The following is a 17140-nucleotide window of genomic DNA, read 5'->3' as shown; positions in this document are numbered from 1 at the left end:
CCGGCAGGTCACCAGCCGCGCTCGGCCAGCCGGTGCGGAGCCGGGATCTCCTCGACGTTGATGCCGACCATGGCCTCGCCGAGGCCGCGGGAGACCTTGGCGATGACGTCGGGGTCGTCGTGGAAGGTGGTGGCCTTGACGATGGCGGCGGCGCGCTCGGCCGGGTTGCCGGACTTGAAGATGCCGGAGCCGACGAAGACGCCCTCGGCGCCGAGCTGCATCATCATGGCGGCGTCGGCGGGGGTGGCGATGCCGCCCGCGGTGAACAGCACCACCGGCAGCTTGCCGGTCTTGGCCACCTCGGCCACCAGCTCGTACGGCGCCTGCAGCTCCTTGGCGGCCACGTACAGCTCGTCCTCGGGCAGCGAGGTGAGGCGCTTGATCTCGCCCCGGATGGTGCGCATGTGGGTGACCGCGTTGGAGACGTCGCCGGTGCCCGCCTCGCCCTTGGAGCGGATCATGGCCGCGCCCTCGGTGATCCGGCGCAGCGCCTCGCCCAGGTTGGTCGCGCCGCACACGAACGGCACGGTGAAACGCCACTTGTCGATGTGGTTGGCGTAGTCGGCGGGGGTCAGCACCTCGGACTCGTCGATGTAGTCGACGCCGAGCGACATCAGCACCTGGGCTTCCACGAAGTGCCCGATCCTGGCCTTGGCCATGACCGGGATGGACACCGCGGCGATGATTCCGTCGATCATGTCGGGGTCGCTCATCCGGGACACGCCGCCCTGCGCGCGGATGTCGGCGGGCACGCGCTCCAGCGCCATGACCGCGACCGCGCCCGCGTCCTCGGCGATCTTCGCCTGCTCGGGGGTGACGACGTCCATGATGACGCCACCCTTGAGCATCTCGGCCATCCCTCGCTTGACGCGGGCGGTTCCGATGGACGGGGTGATTTCAGGGGTAGACACGGCGAAACCTCACACTGCTGGTAAGCGGGACAATTCCATCCTAGGCGCGCGGTGGCGCCTTCCCGGACGTACCACATTGTCAAGGTTGCCCGGGAAAGTTAGACAACCTGTCCTACGGCTGGACCGGCTTCCTGGACGCCAGGACCACCCAGACCGGGCCGCGGGCGAAGGTCATCCGCTCGCCGCCGGCCGTCGTGAACGTGGTGCCCTCCTCCTCGCTGGGCCGCTCCCAGTTGACCTTGTACGCCTGGCCGTCCCGCAGCACGATCCCGGTGCCCTTGCCGGTGGAGTGCACCAGCGGCGTGTAGCTGCCGTTCACGTCGTGGAACTGGGAGCGCTCGGTCTTGGTGTACTGCACGACGACGGTGGCCGCGCCGAGCTGGCCGCCGCCGGCCGCCATGTCCTTCTCGCCGTCCTGCCAGATCAGCCAGCGCTTCTTGGCCTCACTCCAGGCGAAGGTGAACCGGGCGGCCGGGTAGCGCACGCTGTAGCTCTTCTTCGGCGTGCCCCCGGCGGGCGCCTCGTCGGAGAAGACGAAGCCGATGTCCTTGGCCTTCGTCGCCTTCGTCGCCTTGCGCAGCAGCTTGCTCGGCGTGCCCACCAGGTTGTACGGCGCGTACCTGCCCGGGTAGCGGAAGTAGGCGGCGGGCGCGGCGCTGTCGGAGACGTCGAACAGCGACGCCTCCTGGACGAACGGGATCATCTTGGTCTGCACGCCCGAGTAGGCCAGGGCGGGCTTGCCGAACATCGGCAGGATGTGCAGGTCGGAGATGCGGGCCGAGCGGACCGGGCCGACCTCCTTGGGGAGGCGCGAGGAGAAGATCGCCATCAGCCGGGTGAGGCCGCCCTCGACCTGTTCCACGTAGACGATGTCGGCCTTGTCCACGCCGATCTGGGGCTTGCCCGAGGAGGTGTTCTCGATCTTGACGGCGAGCACCGGGCGGCGGGCCGCGGTGGGCATGCCGGTGAACGGATGCTCGGGCGGCGGAGCCGGCGACTCGCTGACGGTGGCCGCCTGCGGCGCGCTGCCGGGCGGGTCTTCCGCGGAGGAACACGCGGCGGCCAGGAGCGCCAATCCCGACGCCAGCGCGGCACCAATGACCCTTTTTGCCCGCACCGAACCAGTCTCCTCCCGATATGAAACGGCAAGAGCTTACCCGGACCTGCTGGGAAATCGGTCAGAGTGGGCGAACACCTATGGACGTGGCTATTCGGCCGCCAGCGCGGCGGGGGGCGCGTCGTCGATCTCGAAGAAGAGCGGATAGTCGGTGTGCCCGGCCAGCCGGAGCGTGCGGGCCAGCCAGCGCCGCTGCGCGACGCGGGTGACGCCGACGGCGGTGTTGTAGAAGCGCCGCGAGTAGACGACCTTGGCGACGGCGCTGTCCAGCTCCTCCAGGAGCTCGGGCGCGTGCACCTTCTCCCGGAAGCGCTCCTGGTCCACGACCGCGCGCAGGGTCCGCGAGAGGTCGCTCTCGGCGTGCTCGCGCTCGTCCGGCCCGGCGGTGCGGGCCTCGTGCGCGGCGGCGGCCAGCACCAGCGAGGTGGCCGGGTCCAGCAGCCGGGAGCCCGCCAGCTCCAGGCAGACCGCCGAGCGGCGCAGCAGCGCCGCGTCCAGGGCGGCCTGGGCGGTCTCCAGGCGGATGTGCAGCCGGTCCAGGCGCCCGGCCCGCCAGGAGATGTAGACGGCCGTGAGCAGCACGATGGTGCCCACGACGAGGATGACCGTGGTGGTCATAGCGGGTCGTCCTCCACGCTGACGGGCGCCCCGACCACGGTCTCGTACACGCGGAGCACGTCGCGGGCGACCGTGGACCAGTCGTACTTGCGGACCGCGAGCCGGGCCTCGGCCGAGAGCTTGGCCCGCAGCGCCTGGTCGTCGAGCATCCGGGCCGCCTCGCGGGCCAGGGCGGCCGCGTCGCCGGTGGCGAACAGCGCGCCCGCCTGGCCGTCGCCGAGCACCCGCCGGAACGCGGGGATGTCGCTGGCCAGGATGGGCGCGCCCGCCGACATGGCCTCGGTGAGCACGATGCCGAAGCTCTCGCCGCCCAGGTTGGGCGCGCAGAAGATGTCCACCGAGTGGTAGGCGCGGACCTTGTCGGCCTCGCTGACCAGGCCGAGCAGGCCGACCCTGTCGTGCAGGTCCCGGGGCACGCGCGCGTAGACGTCGTCGGCGTCGCCGGGCCCGGCCACCATCAGCCGCAGCCCCGGGCGTTCCGGGGCCAGCTTCGCGAAGGCCTCCAGCAGCACCGGCAGGCCCTTGCGCGGCTCGTCCATGCGCCCCAGGAATCCGATCACGCCGCCGTCCGGGCCCCAGCCGGGCAGCGGCTCGGCCTCGGCGTAGCGGCCGACGGTGACGCCGTTGGGGATCAGCACGGCGTCGCCGCCCAGGTGCTCGACCAGCGTCTTGCGGGCCGCGTCCGAGACCGCGATCCTGCCGGTGATCTTCTCCAGCGCGCTCTGCAGCATCGGCGCGGCCACCGACATGGCCCGGGAGCGCTGGTAGGAGGCGTGGAAGGTGGCCACGATGGGGCCGCGCGCCACCCAGCAGGCCAGCACCCCGATAGACGGCACGGCCGGCTCGTGGACGTGCAGCACGTCGAACCGGCCCTCCCTGATCCACTTCCGCACCCGGTTGGCGGACAGGAACCCGAACGTCAGCCGGGCCACCGACCCGTTGTACGGCACCGGCACCGCCCGCCCCGCCGACACCACGTACGCGGGCAGCGGCGCGTCGTCGCTCGCCGGGGCGATCACCGAGACCCGGTGCCCGTCCTCGATCAGCGCCTCCGCCAGGTCCCGGACGTGCGCCTGCACTCCCCCGGGCACATCCCACAGATAGGGACAGACGATGCCGATCCTCACGGGGTTTCCCGTGATTCCCGGGGTTCCAGGTCTTCGAGCCAGAGGCGCTGGAGCATGTGCCAGTCCTCCGGGTGCTCGGCGATGCCCTTCTCGAAGACGCCGGCCAGGCTCTGCGTCATCACGGCCGCCTTCTCCTGCCGGGTGCCCTCGGCCGGGACGGGGATCTCCTCGTGCAGCCGCAGGCCCCAGCCGTCGCCCTCGAACCAGAGGATGGCCGGCACCAGCGCCGCGCCCGTCTGGACGGCCAGCAGGGCGGGCCCGGCCACCATCCGGGTCCGCGCGCCGAAGAAGTCGACCTCCACGCCGGTCGCGGTCAGGTCGCGCTCGGCGGGCAGCGCCACCGGCTTGCCCTCGCGCAGCCGCTTGGCCAGGGTGCCGAAGGCGTGCGCGGTGCCGCCGCCCTTGGCGGTGAGGGGCAGCACCTCCATGCCGAGTCCCTCGCGGAAGGCGACGAACCGCTCGAACAGCGTCTCGGGCTTGAGCCGCTCGGCCACCGTCGTGAAGGGGTGGCCGCTGCCGATCAGCCAGGTGCCGGCGGCGTCCCAGTTGCCCATGTGCGGGAGCGCGATCACCACGCCGCGCCCGGCCGCGAGGGCGCCGAAGATGTTCTCCTCGCCGATGACGTGGTGTCCCGCCACCACGTGGCGCGGGTCCATGGCGGGCAGGCGGAACACCTCCTTCCAGTAGCGGAAGTAGGAGCGCAGGCCCTGCCTGGCCAGCTGCCGCAGGTACGGATCGCCCGCCTCCCGGCCGGTCACCCGGGCCAGGTTGGACTCCAGCCGGAGCACCGGCTTGCCCCTGCGGCGCCACATCAGGTCGGCGATGGCCTGGAACAGCCTGGCCGCGACGGGTTCGGGGAGGAACTTGACCAGGGACCAGCCCGCCGTGTAGCAGGCCGCGACGATCCGGTCAGCGAGCGTCATGCGCGACCGCCTGTCGGTAGACGTTGACCATCCGCTGGCCGACCGTGACCGCGCTGGCCACCGCCAGCACCCAGAGCGCCGCCGCCAGCACGTACGGCACGCCGAGCCCGTCCAGGAAGGCCGCCACCAGCACGACCAGCAGCCGCTCGCCGCGTTCGGCGATGCCCACGTTGGCGGTCAGGCCGAGCCCTTCCGCGCGGGCTCGCGCGTACGACACCAGCGTCCCGGAAACCAGGCAGAAGAGCCCGGCGGCCGCGAGGATAAACTGGTCAAACAGGACAAAATAGATGATCAGCCCGGAGAAGATGCCGGCGTCGCCGAGCCTGTCGAGGGTCGAGTCGAGGAACGCGCCCCAGGTGGAGCCGCTGCCGGTGAGCCGGGCGAGCACGCCGTCCAGCATGTCGGCGAAGACGAAGAAGGTGATGACCAGCGTGCCCAAGACCAGCTGCCCGCGCGGGTAGAACCAGAGCGCGGCGGCGACCGTCCCCACGGTCCCGATCGCGGTGATCGCGTTCGGCGAGACGCCGTGCTTGGCCAGCACCCGGCCCAGCGGGGTCATGACTCGGGCGATCACGGGGCGTAGGACGTTCAGCATCGCGGTCCGATCGTAGGGCATAAGGGCAGACCCACAATCCCAGGTAGGGTCTTGTGATCTGGGGCACATCGGTAAAGGGTGGGTTACACGCGCCTGAAGTACCGGGGGTGCGGAAGGGCGCGAAGCTGCGGCCGGGGGCGGCCGCTCCGGCTGCGCACGCGTCACGGCACGGCCGGAACGATCGCTCGCGACCTTCTCAGACCCGGGAGGCGATGTGGCGGAAAGAGTTAGCGGAGGGACATCAGGGGCCGCGGGCAGGGCACCCACGGCCGATCGGCCGGACATGGTGCGCAATGTCGTGCTGGTCGGCCACTCCGGAGCGGGCAAGACGACCCTGGTGGAGGCGCTGCTGGCGGCCACGGGCACCATCCAGCGCGCGGGCCGGGTCGAGGACGGCACCACGGTGAGCGACTTCGACGAGGTCGAAGTGCGGCAGCAGCGCTCGGTCAACCTGTCCCTGGCTCCCGTGGTCCACAACGGAATCAAGATCAACCTGCTGGACACGCCGGGCTACGCCGACTTCGTGGGCGACCTGCGGGCCGGGCTGCGGGCGGCGGACGCCGCCCTGTTCGTGGTCTCGGCCGCCGAGGGCATCGACGGGCTGACCCGCATGCTCTGGGACGAGTGCGCGAGCGTGGGCATGCCGCGCGCGGTCGTCATCACCAAGATCGACCATCAGCGGGCCAACTTCGACGAGGTGCTCGCCTCCTGCCAGGACGCCTTCGGCGACGGGGTCGCCCCCCTGTACCTCCCGGTGGACGGGAACGGGCTGCTCGGGCTGCTCTCGCAGCGGTTCTTCGACTACTCGGGCGGCAGCCGTACCGAACGGGAGCCCGATGCCGACCAGCTGGAGCTGGTCGAGCAGTACCGCGGCGAGCTGATCGAGGGGATCATCCAGGAGAGCGAGGACGAGTCCCTCATGGACCGGTACCTCTCCGGGGAGGAGATCGACACCAAGGTCCTCATCGACGACCTGGAGAAGGCGGTCGCGCGCGCCACCTTCTACCCGGTGCTGGCCACCGCGCCCGGGGTGGGACTGCTGGAGCTGCTGGAAGTGGTCACGCAGGGCTTCCCCTGCCCGCCCGAGCACCGGTTGCCCGAGATCACCACGCTGGACGGCAAGGCGGTCAGGGTACCGGTCTGCGACCCCGACGGGCCGCTGGTGGCGGAGGTGGTGAAGACCACCTCCGATCCGTACGTGGGACGGATCAGCCTGGTCCGGGTCTTCTCCGGCACGCTCCGCCCGGACATGACCGTGCACGTCTCCGGGCACGTGCCGGACCGCGAGCACGACCTGGACGAGCGCATCGGCGCGCTCACCTCGCCGCTCGGCAAGACCCAGCGGCCCGTGCCCAAGTGCGTGGCCGGGGACGTCTGCGTGGTCGCCAAGCTCGCCCACGCCGAGACCGGCGACACGCTGTCGGACAAGGACCGGCCGCTGCTGATGACGCCCTGGGAGATGCCGGAGCCGCTGCTGCCGGTGGCGATCCGGGCCAAGTCCAAGGCCGACGAGGACAAGATGTCGCAGGCGCTGTCCCGGCTGGTGGCCGAGGACCCGACGCTGCGGCTGGAGAACAACGCCGAGACCCGGCAGCTGGTGCTGTGGTGCATGGGCGAGGCCCACGCCGACGTGCTGCTGGACCGGCTGGCCAAGCGGCACGGCGTCGAGGTCGAGAAGATCGAGCTGCGGGTGCCGCTGCGCGAGACGTTCGGCGGGCGGGCCCAGGGCATGGGCCGCAACGTGAAGCAGACCGGCGGGCACGGGCAGTACGCGGTCTGCCACGTCGAGGTGGAGCCGCTGCCGTCCGGCGGCGGCTTCGAGTTCGTGGACAAGATCGTCGGCGGTGTGGTGCCGCGCCAGTTCATCCCGTCGGTGGAGAAGGGCGTGCGGGCCCAGATGGACCGCGGCGTGGTCGCCGGCTACCCGATGGTCGACATCCGCGTCACCCTGTACGACGGCAAGGCCCACTCGGTCGACTCCTCCGACATGGCCTTCCAGATCGCCGGGCAGCTGGCCCTGCGGGAGGCCGCCGCCAAGGTCCCGGCGCTGCTGCTGGAGCCGGTGGACGAGGTCTCGGTGCTCGTCGCCGACGAGTACGTGGGCGCCGTCATGTCGGACCTGTCCTCCCGGCGCGGGCGGGTGCTCGGCACCGAGGCCGTCGGCACCGGGCGCACCCTGGTCCGGGCCGAGGTGCCCGAACTGGAGATCACCCGCTACGCGATAGATCTACGTTCGATGTCGCACGGAACCGGGTCGTTCCACCGCGGCTTCCTGCGGTACGAGCCGCTGCCCTCCCACCTGGCCGACAAGGTGGCGAGCGCTGCGGAATAGCAGTCCATAAAGGGGATCCCGGGCGCCGCCCGTTTCACGCGGGCGGCGCTCGGGCATCTCGCGTTACGTGTCTTCAGTCACATGCGCATCACGAATCGATTTCTGTTTTCCGGCCAAAGCATCCCCAAGCCGATGCGACACTGAGGAGCCGTTCTCTCGGGAGGCTTCGTGAGCTCAGTGAAACGTCAAGTGGGTCAGGTGCTCGCCGTCGCGACCGTCGTCGCGTCCGCGGCCTCGGTGGCCTGGGCGCTGACGCCGGAGACCGGCGCGGCCGGGAACGTTCCCACCGCAGCGGCGGGCTGCGCGGTCCCCGAGGGGACCTCCAAGCGCCAGCTGCGGGGCATGTGGATCGCCACCGTGCACAACCTGGACTGGCCGTCCAAGGCCGGGCTCAGCCCGGCGCGCCAGCGCAGCGAGTACGTGAAGTTGCTGGACACGGCCGTCCGGCGCAACTTCAACGCGATCTTCCTCCAGGTGCGGCCCGCCTCCGACGCCGTCTACCGGTCCGATCTGGAGCCGTGGTCGCAGTTCCTGACCGGCACGCCGGGAGGCGACCCCGGGTGGGACCCGCTGCCGTTCCTGATCGAGGAGGCGCACCGCCGGGGGCTGGAGTTCCACGCCTGGTTCAACCCGTACCGGGCCGCGTACGACGACAAGGTCGGGAAGCTGCCGGCCGGGCATCCGGCGCGGGTGCATCCGGAGTGGACGGTCAAGCACGAGGGGCGGCTGTACTACAACCCGGGGCTGCCGCAGGTGCGCGACCACGTCACCCGCGTGATCACGGACGTGGTCCGGCGGTACGACGTGGACGGGATCCACTTCGACGACTACTTCTACCCGTACCCGGGGGGCGGGTCGGAGTTCGCCGACTCGGCGGCCTTCCGGCGCTACGGGGACGGCAGGAAGCTGGGCGCGTGGCGGCGGGACAACGTCAACAAGCTCGTCGCGCAGGTGTCGAAGGCGGTGCGCGGCACCAAGCCGTACGTGAAGTTCGGGATCAGCCCGTTCGGGATCTGGCGCAACAAGTCCGAGGACCCGGCCGGGTCGAACACGCGCGGCATGTCTGCATATGACCAGATTTATGCGGATGCGAAGGCGTGGATCAAGGCGCGGACGGTGGACTATCTGATCCCGCAGATCTACTGGCCGCGCGGGCTGGCGATCGCCGACTACAAGGCGCTGGTGCCGTGGTGGGCGAAGGCGGTCCGGGGCTCGGGCGTGGATCTGTACATCGGGCAGGCGCTGTACCAGGTGGGGTCCGGGGGGGCCTGGTCCAAGCCGGGCGAGATGCCGGCGCATCTCACGCTAAACCAGAAATATCCGGAGGTGAAGGGGGATGTCTTCTTCAGCGCCAAGGAGGTCAAGCGCAACCCCCTCGACGTGATGGACCGGCTGTCGGCCGAGCACTACGCCCGTCCGGCACTGCTGCCGCTGATCAGGAGCATGCCGAAGGGCACCCCGTCCACGCCCTCGGGCCTGCGGGCCTCCGGCGGCAAGCTGGTGTGGGCCGCGCAGCCGGGAGCGCGGGCGTACGCCGTGTACCGGACCGCGCAGCCGGACCAGTGCGCGACCGACGGGCGCAACCTGGTCGCGGTGGTCCCGGCGAGCGGCAGCCCGGCGTACCAGTTCAAGACGGGCGGGGTATTCCACGTGACCGCACTCGACCGCCTGCACAACGAGAGCGCAGCGACCAGCACAAGAATCACGCTCCCTTAACGCCACGCTCGCCCGCCTCCATGTTCCCGGCGGGCCTCACCGAGGCTCGCGGGGGCCTGGCGGGTCCGTGATCGCCGACGGCCTCCCGTTCTCGGCGGGTCTCACGCGTCCCGGCGGGTCCCGGCTGTCTGTCGTTGGCCTCGGGGCGGTCGGTGGTCTCGCGCTTCGCCTGGACGGCGGGGGTGCCCAGCCCCTACGGTGCCCCTTGCCGTTCATGAGTCCGGGGAGGTCATTCGGTGAGGCGCGCGCTGGTCGGGCTGGCCGTCATGTTGTTCGGCATCGTGTCCGGCCTGTTCTTCACGGCACCGGCCCGAGCGGAGGGCGCCGAGGAGGCGCGGGTCGCGCTCATCGGGGTGCCCGGCTTGATGTGGCGCGACGTCAGCGCCGCCGACACGCCCAATCTGTGGCGGCTGGCCGGGCAGAGCGCCGTCGGCTCCCTCTCGGTTCGCGCCGTCGGCACCACCACCTGCCCGTACGACGGCTGGCTGACCGTCTCGGCGGGCGTGCGCTCCGCGGTGGGCTCCCGCTGCGGGCTCTCCCCCGAACCGGAGACCACCGGGGCGCGGCCCGCGCTGCGCGAGTTCGGCTGGTTCGCCTCCGTCGCGGGCGTGCCCACAGCGGGCACGGTCGGCCAGATCACCCGTTCGGGCGGGTGCACGTTCGCGGTGGGGGCCGGCGCGGCGCTGGCCCTGTCCGACGAGACGGGCGCGGTCTCCTTCTACGAGCCCTCGGTGGACCGGGTCTCGGACTGGAACCGGTGCGACGTGCTCGCGGTGGATGTGGACACGCTGGTCCGGCCGTACCTGGATGGCGAGAAGCTGACCAGGACGGCGGAGAAGCTGTCCGCCGACGATCGGCGGGCGGCGGTGCGGGCGGCCGACGCCCAGGTGGGGGCCGTGCTGAACGGGCTGCGCCCGGAGACGACGGTGCTCCTGGCCGGGCTGTCCGACCATGGCTTGGTGCCGCACCTGCGGGTGGCCATGATGCGCACCCCGGAGACCTCGGGGCTGGCGCCGGGCTCGGTCGCGGGCACGCGGCTGCTGGGGGCGGCCTCCACCCACCGCGACGACATGGTGATCCTGCCCGACCTGACGACGAGCCTGTTCCTGGCCGCCGGTCGTCCCGCCTCGGACGTCCCGGCGACGGCCATCGGGCAGGGCTGGAACCCCGGGGAGCCGATCGCGCTGGCGGACGCGGCCGAGCGGCTCCGCACGGCCGACGTGGCCGGGCAGACCATCCGCGACATGGGCGGCGTGTTCTTCACCTGCCTGGCCGTCCTGCAGGTGCTGTTCTACGCCTCCGCCTTCTTCCTGCTCCGCCGCCGCAAGGGCCTGGCCGGAGTACGGGTGGCGGCGGTCGCGCTCGCCTCCATCCCGGCCGCCACCTACCTCGCCAACCTCACCCCGTGGGCCTACGCCGGCGCTCCGACCGTCACCCTGGCCGCCGCCATCGTCCTCATCGCCCTGGCCCTCGCGTCGCTCGCCCTGGGCGCGCCCCGGCTGCGATCCCGCTCGCCCGAGAACATCCTGCTGCCGCTCGGCGTCGTGTCCGGCGTCACGGCGGCCGTCCTCCTCGGGGACCTGCTCACCGGCACCACCCTGCAGCTCAACAGCGTGATGGGCTACACCGGCGTGGTCGGCGCCCGCTACTACGGCCTCGGCAACATCCCGTTCGCCCTGCTCGCCACCGCTGTCCTGCTCGTCGCCACCGCCGCCGCGGACTCCCTCGTACGGCGCGGGCGCCGCCGCACCGCCGTCGCCCTGGTCGCCAGCCTGGGCGTCTTCGCCATGGTCCTGGACGGCTGGCCCGGCGTCGGCAGCGACTTCGGCGGCGTGATCGCGTTCGTGCCCGGCATCGCGGTGGCCACCCTGATCGTCGCCGGCCGGCGGGTCTCGATCCTCAAGCTGGCCGCCTTCTGCGTGGCCGGGGGCGTCGTCGTGATGGCCATCGCGTACCTCGACTACCGCCGCCCGCCCGCCTCCCAGACCCATCTCGGCCGCTTCGTCGGCCAGGTCATCGACGGCACCTTCCTCCCGGTGATCACCCGCAAACTGGAGGCGATGCTCCACACCCTGCTCAGCCCCAACCTGATGCCGGTCGTCCTGGCCGCCTTCGGCTTCCTCGTCTTCGCCCTGTTCCGCCCGGGAGCGGCCACGGCCGGAGTCCTGCCGGTGGCCTTCGAACGGGCGCCCATGCTCAAGGCGGGCCTGCTGGGAGCGCTGGTCAGCGGTGTCGTGGGCATGCTCGTCAACGACTCGGGCGCCGCCGTCCTCTCCATGGCCCTCGCCCTGGCCGTCCCCCTGGTCCTCAGCGCCGGCATCCGCGCCCTCCAACTCGACCCCGGCCAACCACTCGGCCCCGACTCGAGCCACGACTCCGACCAGGACCCCGGCCACGAGTCGGTTGACGATGAGGGCGGCCCGGCGGATCAGGATCCGGCGGCTGCCGCGCGTAGGGCTCGGTAGAGGAGGGCGGGGTCGCCGAGGCGGTGGCGGAGTAGTTTCTCCAGGCCGCCGATCGGGACCAGGTTCTGCGGGGCGCGGGGATCTTTGTAGTCGACCCCGGCCATGGAGGGCAGGACGAGGGTGATCGCGTCGGCGAGGGCGGCGGCCTGGGGGCCGGTGAGGTCGGCTCCGGCCTCGCAGCGGGCGATACCCGCCCAGGGCGCCCGGGACCGGACGGGGAGTTTGACGTACCAGGCGTGGCGCTGCCAGCTGGTGCCCATCCGGAAGACCGGCGTGCGCTGGCCGGTGGTCAGCGCGGGCACCACGGCCGCCTGCGGCTTCGGCAGGTACGAGGTGTGGTGCGTCTTCACATACCCAACGGTTCTGGGCAGGTGGGTACGGCCGCGCAGGGGACCGTCCACGAGCAGCAGATCGTCCTCACCCGATTCGGCGCGGTAGTTGGTCGCGAGGATCACTTCAAGCTCGGTCAGGCGGCGCTGCAACGCCAGCGACAGGTCGTCGAGCCCGCCGTCGCCACTCTGCTCAGCCTCGTAGACAGCCAGCGGGGTTACCGCCTCCGGCGCACTCGGCGCCGAACTGAACAGCGCCCGCCGCACCTCGACGGCCGCGAGTGTCGCGGGCGTGTCACCACCCGGGACACACCGCACAATCCCCGCAGCGTACGACGCCGCGATCCCGGCCACCGGCATCTCCCCCGGCGCGCCGTCCACCCACACCCGAGCGTCGATCCTGCGCACCCCGTCGGCGACCAGCAGCACCTTGGGCACACTGGTCCCCGGCGCGGGCGTGACCGGCCGCCACTGATCGGCGGGAACCTCCACCTCCAGATCAAGCTCGGCCGAACTGCCCTCAAGCTCGGCCATCGCCTCGACCGCGACCGCCGCCGCGTAGCCGGGATCCCAGGGATCGACAGTGAACCCGGGCCGCCGCAGTGTTGTGCTCATCCAGCAGTCCCCGCGAAAAAAGCCGAACCACACATATTCGCGACATCACCGGCACGTCCAGCCCTCCGCACGGCTGCCGGGCTCAGCGGGTGCCGGATGGCGCTCCCCCGGAATGTAGCCAGTCCACGCAGATCCCGACCGGCGCTCACGACCGCCCGGCTAAGCGGACCCAGAGACGCACTCCCCCCTGACATGGCCGACCTACACGGATCCAGAGCGGCGCTCACGACCGCCCGGCTGAGCGGACCCAGAGACGCACTCCCCCGTGACGTGGCCGAGCTAGGCGGATCCAGGGTGGCGCTCGCATCTCCGGTCCTCTGGGCGACTGCCGGGCCCGGCGGATTCGGGAAGGGGGCCGAGAGATGCGGGGCGGGGGTCATTCGGTTGCTTTCCGGGCCGGGGACGGTGGGGTGGGGGTCATCGGGTGGTCCTTTGGACGTGGGAGCCGGTCTGGTCTCGGGTGATCTCGTAGCGTACCGGGACGCGGTCGGCGAGGGCGGGGACGTGGGTGACGACGCCGATCATGCGTTCCTGGCCGGCGGCTAGGCGTTCCAGGGTGGCGGCGACGGTGTCGAGGGTGGCGGGGTCGAGGGTGCCGAAGCCCTCGTCGAGGAAGATGGAGTCGAGGCTGCGGGCGGCAGCGGCGGCCAGGCCGGCGACCTGGTCGGAGAGGGCGAGCGCCAGGGCGAGGGCCGCCTGGAAGGTCTCGCCGCCGGAGAGGGTACGGGCGTTGCGCCGCATGCCGGCTTCGGCGTAGTCGACCACTTCGATCTCGCCTTTGCCGCCCAGGACGAGTTCGTACTGGCCGTCGGAGAGTGCCCGCAGGGTGTCGGAGGCGGCGGCGACGAGGAGTTCCAGCGCTTCCGCGCACAGCCAGCGTTCGAACTGGTTGGCCCGCAGCAGCAGGGACAGCTCGTGCGCGACTCTGGCCTCCTCCTCCCGGTCCGCGACCTGTTCGGCGAGCTGTTCGGCCCGCTCCCTGGCCTCCCTGACCCGTTCCAGGCGGCTCTCCGCCTGAGCCACCGTGGTGGCCAGGGCCTGTCCGATCCGCATCGGCGTGAAGTCCGGCGGCACCACCAGCTCGTACTCCGCGAGCCTGGCCACCAGCCCTTCGCGTTCCGCGTCCCGGGCCCGCCGCGCCTCGGTGAGCCGCTCTTCCCGCGCGCGCCCCGCCTCCCGCTCGGCACCCGCCGCCTGATCGCGCCACTCCAGCAGCGCCGACCAGCCCCGGTGCAGATCGGCCCGCTCCACCGGCGGCGGCCTGAACACGGCCACCGTGTCCCGGGCCGCCTCCAGCTCCCGCCACGCCCTGTCCGCACGCCCGCCCAGCCCGCTCGCGGTCCGCTCGGCCGCCGCCAGCGCCGCCCTCCCCTGCCGGGTCCGCTGCCGCGCGGCCGTCACCTGCCCACCGGCCACGTCAAACGCCTGTAGCCGTCCCCCGATCTCCGCGAGTTCCTCCCGCACCGCCTCCCGTATCCGCGCACCCTCCATCGCGTCGATCTGGACGCCGTCCGCCGCGCGCGCCGCTTCCGCGATCCGCGTATCCCCCGCCCTTCCGGTCCTGCCCTCCGTCCGGTCGGCTCGGGTGCCTTCCACCGCCGGACGCGCCGCTTCCCCGGCCCGCGTATCCCCCGCAGGTGAGGTCGTTGACGCCGGGCCGGTCCGCTGGGGTGGGGACGAATCGTCCTGCGGCGATGTCCCCGCGTGATCGTCACGCGTGGGTCTTGCGGCTGCCGCGCGCACCGATTCTCCCGTTCGCGTACCTTCCGCGGCGACCTGGCGGAGGAGGGCGGACACCTCGGTGGTGAGGGTGGTGGCGTGGCGGGTGAGGAGGTCGGCTTCGGCGGTGGCCTTGCCGTGGTGGGTACGGGCGTCCTCGGCGTGTTTGCGGGCGGATCTGACGGCGTTCTCGGCGGCCCCCAGGCCCGCGAGGGCGGGGTGGTGCGGAAGCTCGGTCACGGGGCGCAGGCAAGCCGGGCAGGGCTCGCCGACGACGATGCTGTGGGCCACCTCGGCGCCGGCGTGCGCGGTGCGGAGTCGGTCGCGGGCCCGCTCGGCGTCGGCCAGGGCGCGTTCCGCCGTCGCGGTGCGTTCGATGAGCGCGGGGAGGGCCGCCGCGGCGCGGTCGGCGTCGGCGCGCGCCTGGGCCTCCTGGGCGGCGACGCGGAGGTAGTGCTCCAGGAGGTTGGCGCGATCGCCCAGCGCCGACCGGTCGCCCAGGTCGGTGAGGCGGCGTTCGGCCTGTTGCTCCTGCTCCTCCAGGGCCGCGACGTCGGCCGCCGCCGCGCGTACCGCGTCCTCTGCGGCGCGCAGGCCGTCGGCCAGGCCGGGGACGTCGGCGGGCATGGACAGCCGCGTCAGCGTGGCCAGGGCGCCCGCAGCGGCCTGCTGCTCCTCCTGGAGCCGGCGCACGGTCTCGTCGTGGGCGGTGAGCGCCGTCAGGTCGTCGCCCAGGCGGGCGGCCAGCTCCTTCAGCGCCTCGAAGCGCGCGGCGGCGGCCTGTTCGGCCGCTTCGTCGGCTCCGGCCAGGCGGTCGAGCTCGTTGCGGGCGAAGGTGGCGTGCTGCCGTGCCGTGTCCTCCTCGCGGACGGCCCGCTGCCGGATGCGCTCGTAGACGTCGGCGTCCAGCAACTGGACCAGGAGGTCCTGGCGTTCGCGCGGCTGGGCGTGGAGGAACTCGGCGAAGCGGCCCTGCGGGAGCACCACGCACTGGGTGAAGAACTTGTATTCGAGCCCGGTGATGTGCTGCACCTCGGCCGAGACGTTCTCGCCTTCGGCCACCGCGTTTCGCACCCCGGCCAGCAGATCGGCCATCGGCGACGCGGGCGGCACGGCGGGATCGAGCTCGTCGAGCCTGGCCTCCTTCGTGCGCACGCTGTTCCTGGCGTCCCGCAGCAGGGTCCGTACGACACCGTGCCGACGCCCGGACACCTCGAAGACCAGAGCCACCCGGCCCGACGTCGCGGACGGCGCCAGCGCGTACGCGACCACGTTCTCCTTGCCCCAGCGGGGGACGGTCCCGTACAGGGCGAAGCAGATGGCGTCGATCACGGTGCTCTTGCCGGAGCCGGTGGCCCCCACCAGGGCGAAGTAGTCGACGTCGGCGAAGTCCACCTCCACCGGTTCGCGGAAGCTGCCGAAGTTCTCCAGGTAGAGCCGGATCGGGCGCATCAGCTGGTCACCTCGTCGTGCAGGCGGTCGAAGAGGGCCGCGACCCGGGGATCGTCGCGTCCGGTGGCGCCGAGATAGTCGCGGAACAGGTCCCGTGGCCCACGTGAGGCCGCGCCGGAACTGTCCCGGCGTCTGGCCTGGGTGGGCCGGAACTGCTCGTGCAGGTCGACTTGGAGCGCATCGGGCAGCAGTTCCCTCACGATGTCGGCCAGCCCGGGCCGGGGCTTCTCGGCCACGATCACCCGCAGCCAGGCTCCGGCCAGGTCGGCGGCCATCGCCTCCAGCTCGCCGAGCGTGCCGGTCACGGTGGCCAGCTGCCGGGCCGACGTGATCGCCACCTCGCGGACCACGGCCGGGCTGCCGGGCTCGACGGTGACCAGCAGCACGCCCGGCGTGTTGCGTTCCTCGCCGAAATCGACCGCGAGGGGCGATCCGCTGTACCAGATCGGGCAGGGGCCGGGCATCTGCTGGCGGCGGTGGAGGTGGCCGAGGGCCGCGTACTGGGTGGTGGAAGGGAAGGCGGTGGCCTCGAAGTAGTAGGAGAAGATCGACTGCGCCTCACGCTCGCCGCCGCCGAACTTCCCTCCCGGCAGGGTTCCGTGCGTGGTCACCAGGTTCACGGTGTCGGGCGTGAATCCGGCGGTCAGCGCCGACGCGAGCTGGCCGAACCGTTCGGCGTAGCCGCGGTTGTGCTCGGCCGCGGTCTCGGTCAGCGCCTCGGCGGCGCGGACCACGTGCCGGTGGGACAGGAACGGCAGCACCGCCAGCCGCACCGGCTCGCCGGACCGCGCCGTGAACGTGATCACCCCGCCGCCGTCGGGCCGCCGGAACGTGCCCAGCACGTGAATGCCCAGCGCCCCCAGCACCGGCCGGTACACATCCAGCAGGTACGGATTGTCGTGGTTGCCCGCCAGCACCACCACCTGGCGGCCGTCCTCCCTGAGCGCCATCAGGGCGGGCATGACCAGGGCCTGCGCCTCCGGCGTGGGCGCGGAGGTGTCGAACAGGTCCCCGGCCACGATCACCGCGTCCACGTCCTCGCTCCGCGCGATCCCCACCAGCTCCCGCAGCACCGCCCTGTGCTCGTCGATCCGGCCGCGCCCCTTGAGCACCTTGCCCACATGCCAGTCGGCGGTGTGAAGGATCTTCATCGGACTCCTGTCATGGCGCTGTCGGGCGGGCTTCCTGCGGACCTGAAGTGGGCGGGTCGTCGTGGCCGGA

12 protein-coding genes are annotated in these 17140 nt (G+C 72.1%); 3 read left to right on the top strand and 9 right to left on the bottom strand.

What is annotated here, in order from left to right; all coding sequences use genetic code 11:
• Positions 1-8 precede the first annotated feature (8 nt).
• The 6 genes from pdxS to pgsA form a co-directional block, all read right to left on the bottom strand.
• Positions 9-911 (bottom strand): pyridoxal 5'-phosphate synthase lyase subunit PdxS, encoded by a 903-nt coding sequence (gene pdxS, locus Aph01nite_RS06080; RefSeq protein ID WP_275418625.1) that lies wholly within the window; start codon positions 909-911, stop codon positions 9-11.
• A 112-nt stretch (positions 912-1023) separates the two neighbouring features.
• On the bottom strand, positions 1024-2028 hold the full coding sequence (locus tag Aph01nite_RS06075) for a DUF3048 domain-containing protein (protein WP_204039750.1): 1005 nt from the start codon (positions 2026-2028) through the stop codon (positions 1024-1026).
• 90 nt (positions 2029-2118) lie between these two features.
• Entirely contained in the window at positions 2119-2646 is a 528-nt protein-coding gene (locus Aph01nite_RS06070; protein ID WP_204039749.1) for a hypothetical protein, read from the bottom strand.
• A complete protein-coding gene (locus Aph01nite_RS06065) occupies positions 2643-3773 on the bottom strand; it encodes a glycosyltransferase family 4 protein (protein WP_204039748.1) in 1131 nt (376 codons plus the stop codon). Before Aph01nite_RS06065 ends, Aph01nite_RS06070 begins: the two co-directional genes overlap by 4 nt.
• Positions 3770-4696: a phosphatidylinositol mannoside acyltransferase gene (locus Aph01nite_RS06060; protein WP_204039747.1), complete on the bottom strand. Its 927-nt coding sequence runs from the start codon at positions 4694-4696 to the stop codon at positions 3770-3772. Before Aph01nite_RS06060 ends, Aph01nite_RS06065 begins: the two co-directional genes overlap by 4 nt.
• Complete coding sequence (gene pgsA / locus Aph01nite_RS06055; protein WP_204039746.1) at positions 4683-5291, bottom strand: phosphatidylinositol phosphate synthase; 609 nt, start codon at positions 5289-5291, stop codon at positions 4683-4685. The genes Aph01nite_RS06060 and pgsA overlap by 14 nt, the downstream gene beginning before the upstream one ends.
• 214 nt (positions 5292-5505) lie before the next feature.
• Here pgsA and Aph01nite_RS06050 point away from each other — a divergent pair, with 214 nt between their 5' ends.
• The 3 genes from Aph01nite_RS06050 (at position 5506) to Aph01nite_RS06040 (ending at position 11804) form a co-directional block, all read left to right on the top strand.
• Positions 5506-7623 carry an elongation factor G-like protein EF-G2 gene (locus Aph01nite_RS06050; RefSeq protein ID WP_204039745.1) on the top strand — a complete coding sequence of 706 codons (2118 nt, stop codon included), beginning with the start codon at positions 5506-5508 and terminating at the stop codon, positions 7621-7623.
• 177 nt (positions 7624-7800) lie between these two features.
• Positions 7801-9339: a glycoside hydrolase family 10-like protein gene (locus tag Aph01nite_RS06045; protein ID WP_239161423.1), complete on the top strand. Its 1539-nt coding sequence runs from the start codon at positions 7801-7803 to the stop codon at positions 9337-9339.
• A gap of 236 nt (positions 9340-9575) precedes the next feature.
• On the top strand, positions 9576-11804 hold the full coding sequence (locus Aph01nite_RS06040) for a hypothetical protein (RefSeq protein WP_204039744.1): 2229 nt from the start codon (positions 9576-9578) through the stop codon (positions 11802-11804).
• Here the strand turns inward: Aph01nite_RS06040 and Aph01nite_RS06035 are convergent.
• The 3 genes from Aph01nite_RS06035 to Aph01nite_RS06025 form a co-directional block, all read right to left on the bottom strand.
• On the bottom strand, positions 11768-12748 hold the full coding sequence (locus Aph01nite_RS06035; RefSeq protein ID WP_204039743.1) for a hypothetical protein: 981 nt from the start codon (positions 12746-12748) through the stop codon (positions 11768-11770). The two genes, Aph01nite_RS06040 and Aph01nite_RS06035, sit on opposite strands and share 37 nt — an antisense overlap.
• A gap of 417 nt (positions 12749-13165) precedes the next feature.
• Positions 13166-15919, bottom strand: coding sequence for an AAA family ATPase (locus Aph01nite_RS06030; RefSeq protein WP_204039742.1), 2754 nt, complete (start codon positions 15917-15919; stop codon positions 13166-13168).
• The gene (locus tag Aph01nite_RS06025; RefSeq protein ID WP_204039741.1) at positions 15919-17070 is read right to left on the bottom strand and encodes an exonuclease SbcCD subunit D; all 1152 of its coding nucleotides are present in this window, start codon (positions 17068-17070) and stop codon (positions 15919-15921) included. Before Aph01nite_RS06025 ends, Aph01nite_RS06030 begins: the two co-directional genes overlap by 1 nt.
• Positions 17071-17140: the final 70 nt, after the last annotated feature.

The sequence above is a fragment of the Acrocarpospora phusangensis genome (assembly GCF_016862995.1).
GTDB lineage: Bacteria > Actinomycetota > Actinomycetes > Streptosporangiales > Streptosporangiaceae > Acrocarpospora > Acrocarpospora phusangensis.
Note: the sequence above shows the minus strand (reverse complement) of the source record. Positions and strands in the feature narration are given on the sequence as shown.

Bases quoted from the DNA above. Each gene is read 5' to 3' on its own strand.
- Aph01nite_RS06070 (WP_204039749.1), bottom strand. From the start codon at position 2,646: ATGACCACCACGGTCATCCTCGTCGTGGGCACCATCGTGCTGCTCACG.
- Aph01nite_RS06060 (WP_204039747.1), bottom strand. From the start codon at position 4,696: ATGACGCTCGCTGACCGGATCGTCGCGGCCTGCTACACGGCGGGCTGG.
- pgsA (WP_204039746.1), bottom strand. From the start codon at position 5,291: ATGCTGAACGTCCTACGCCCCGTGATCGCCCGAGTCATGACCCCGCTG.
- Aph01nite_RS06035 (WP_204039743.1), bottom strand. From the start codon at position 12,748: ATGAGCACAACACTGCGGCGGCCCGGGTTCACTGTCGATCCCTGGGAT.
- Aph01nite_RS06030 (WP_204039742.1), bottom strand. From the start codon at position 15,919: ATGCGCCCGATCCGGCTCTACCTGGAGAACTTCGGCAGCTTCCGCGAA.
- Aph01nite_RS06025 (WP_204039741.1), bottom strand. From the start codon at position 17,070: ATGAAGATCCTTCACACCGCCGACTGGCATGTGGGCAAGGTGCTCAAG.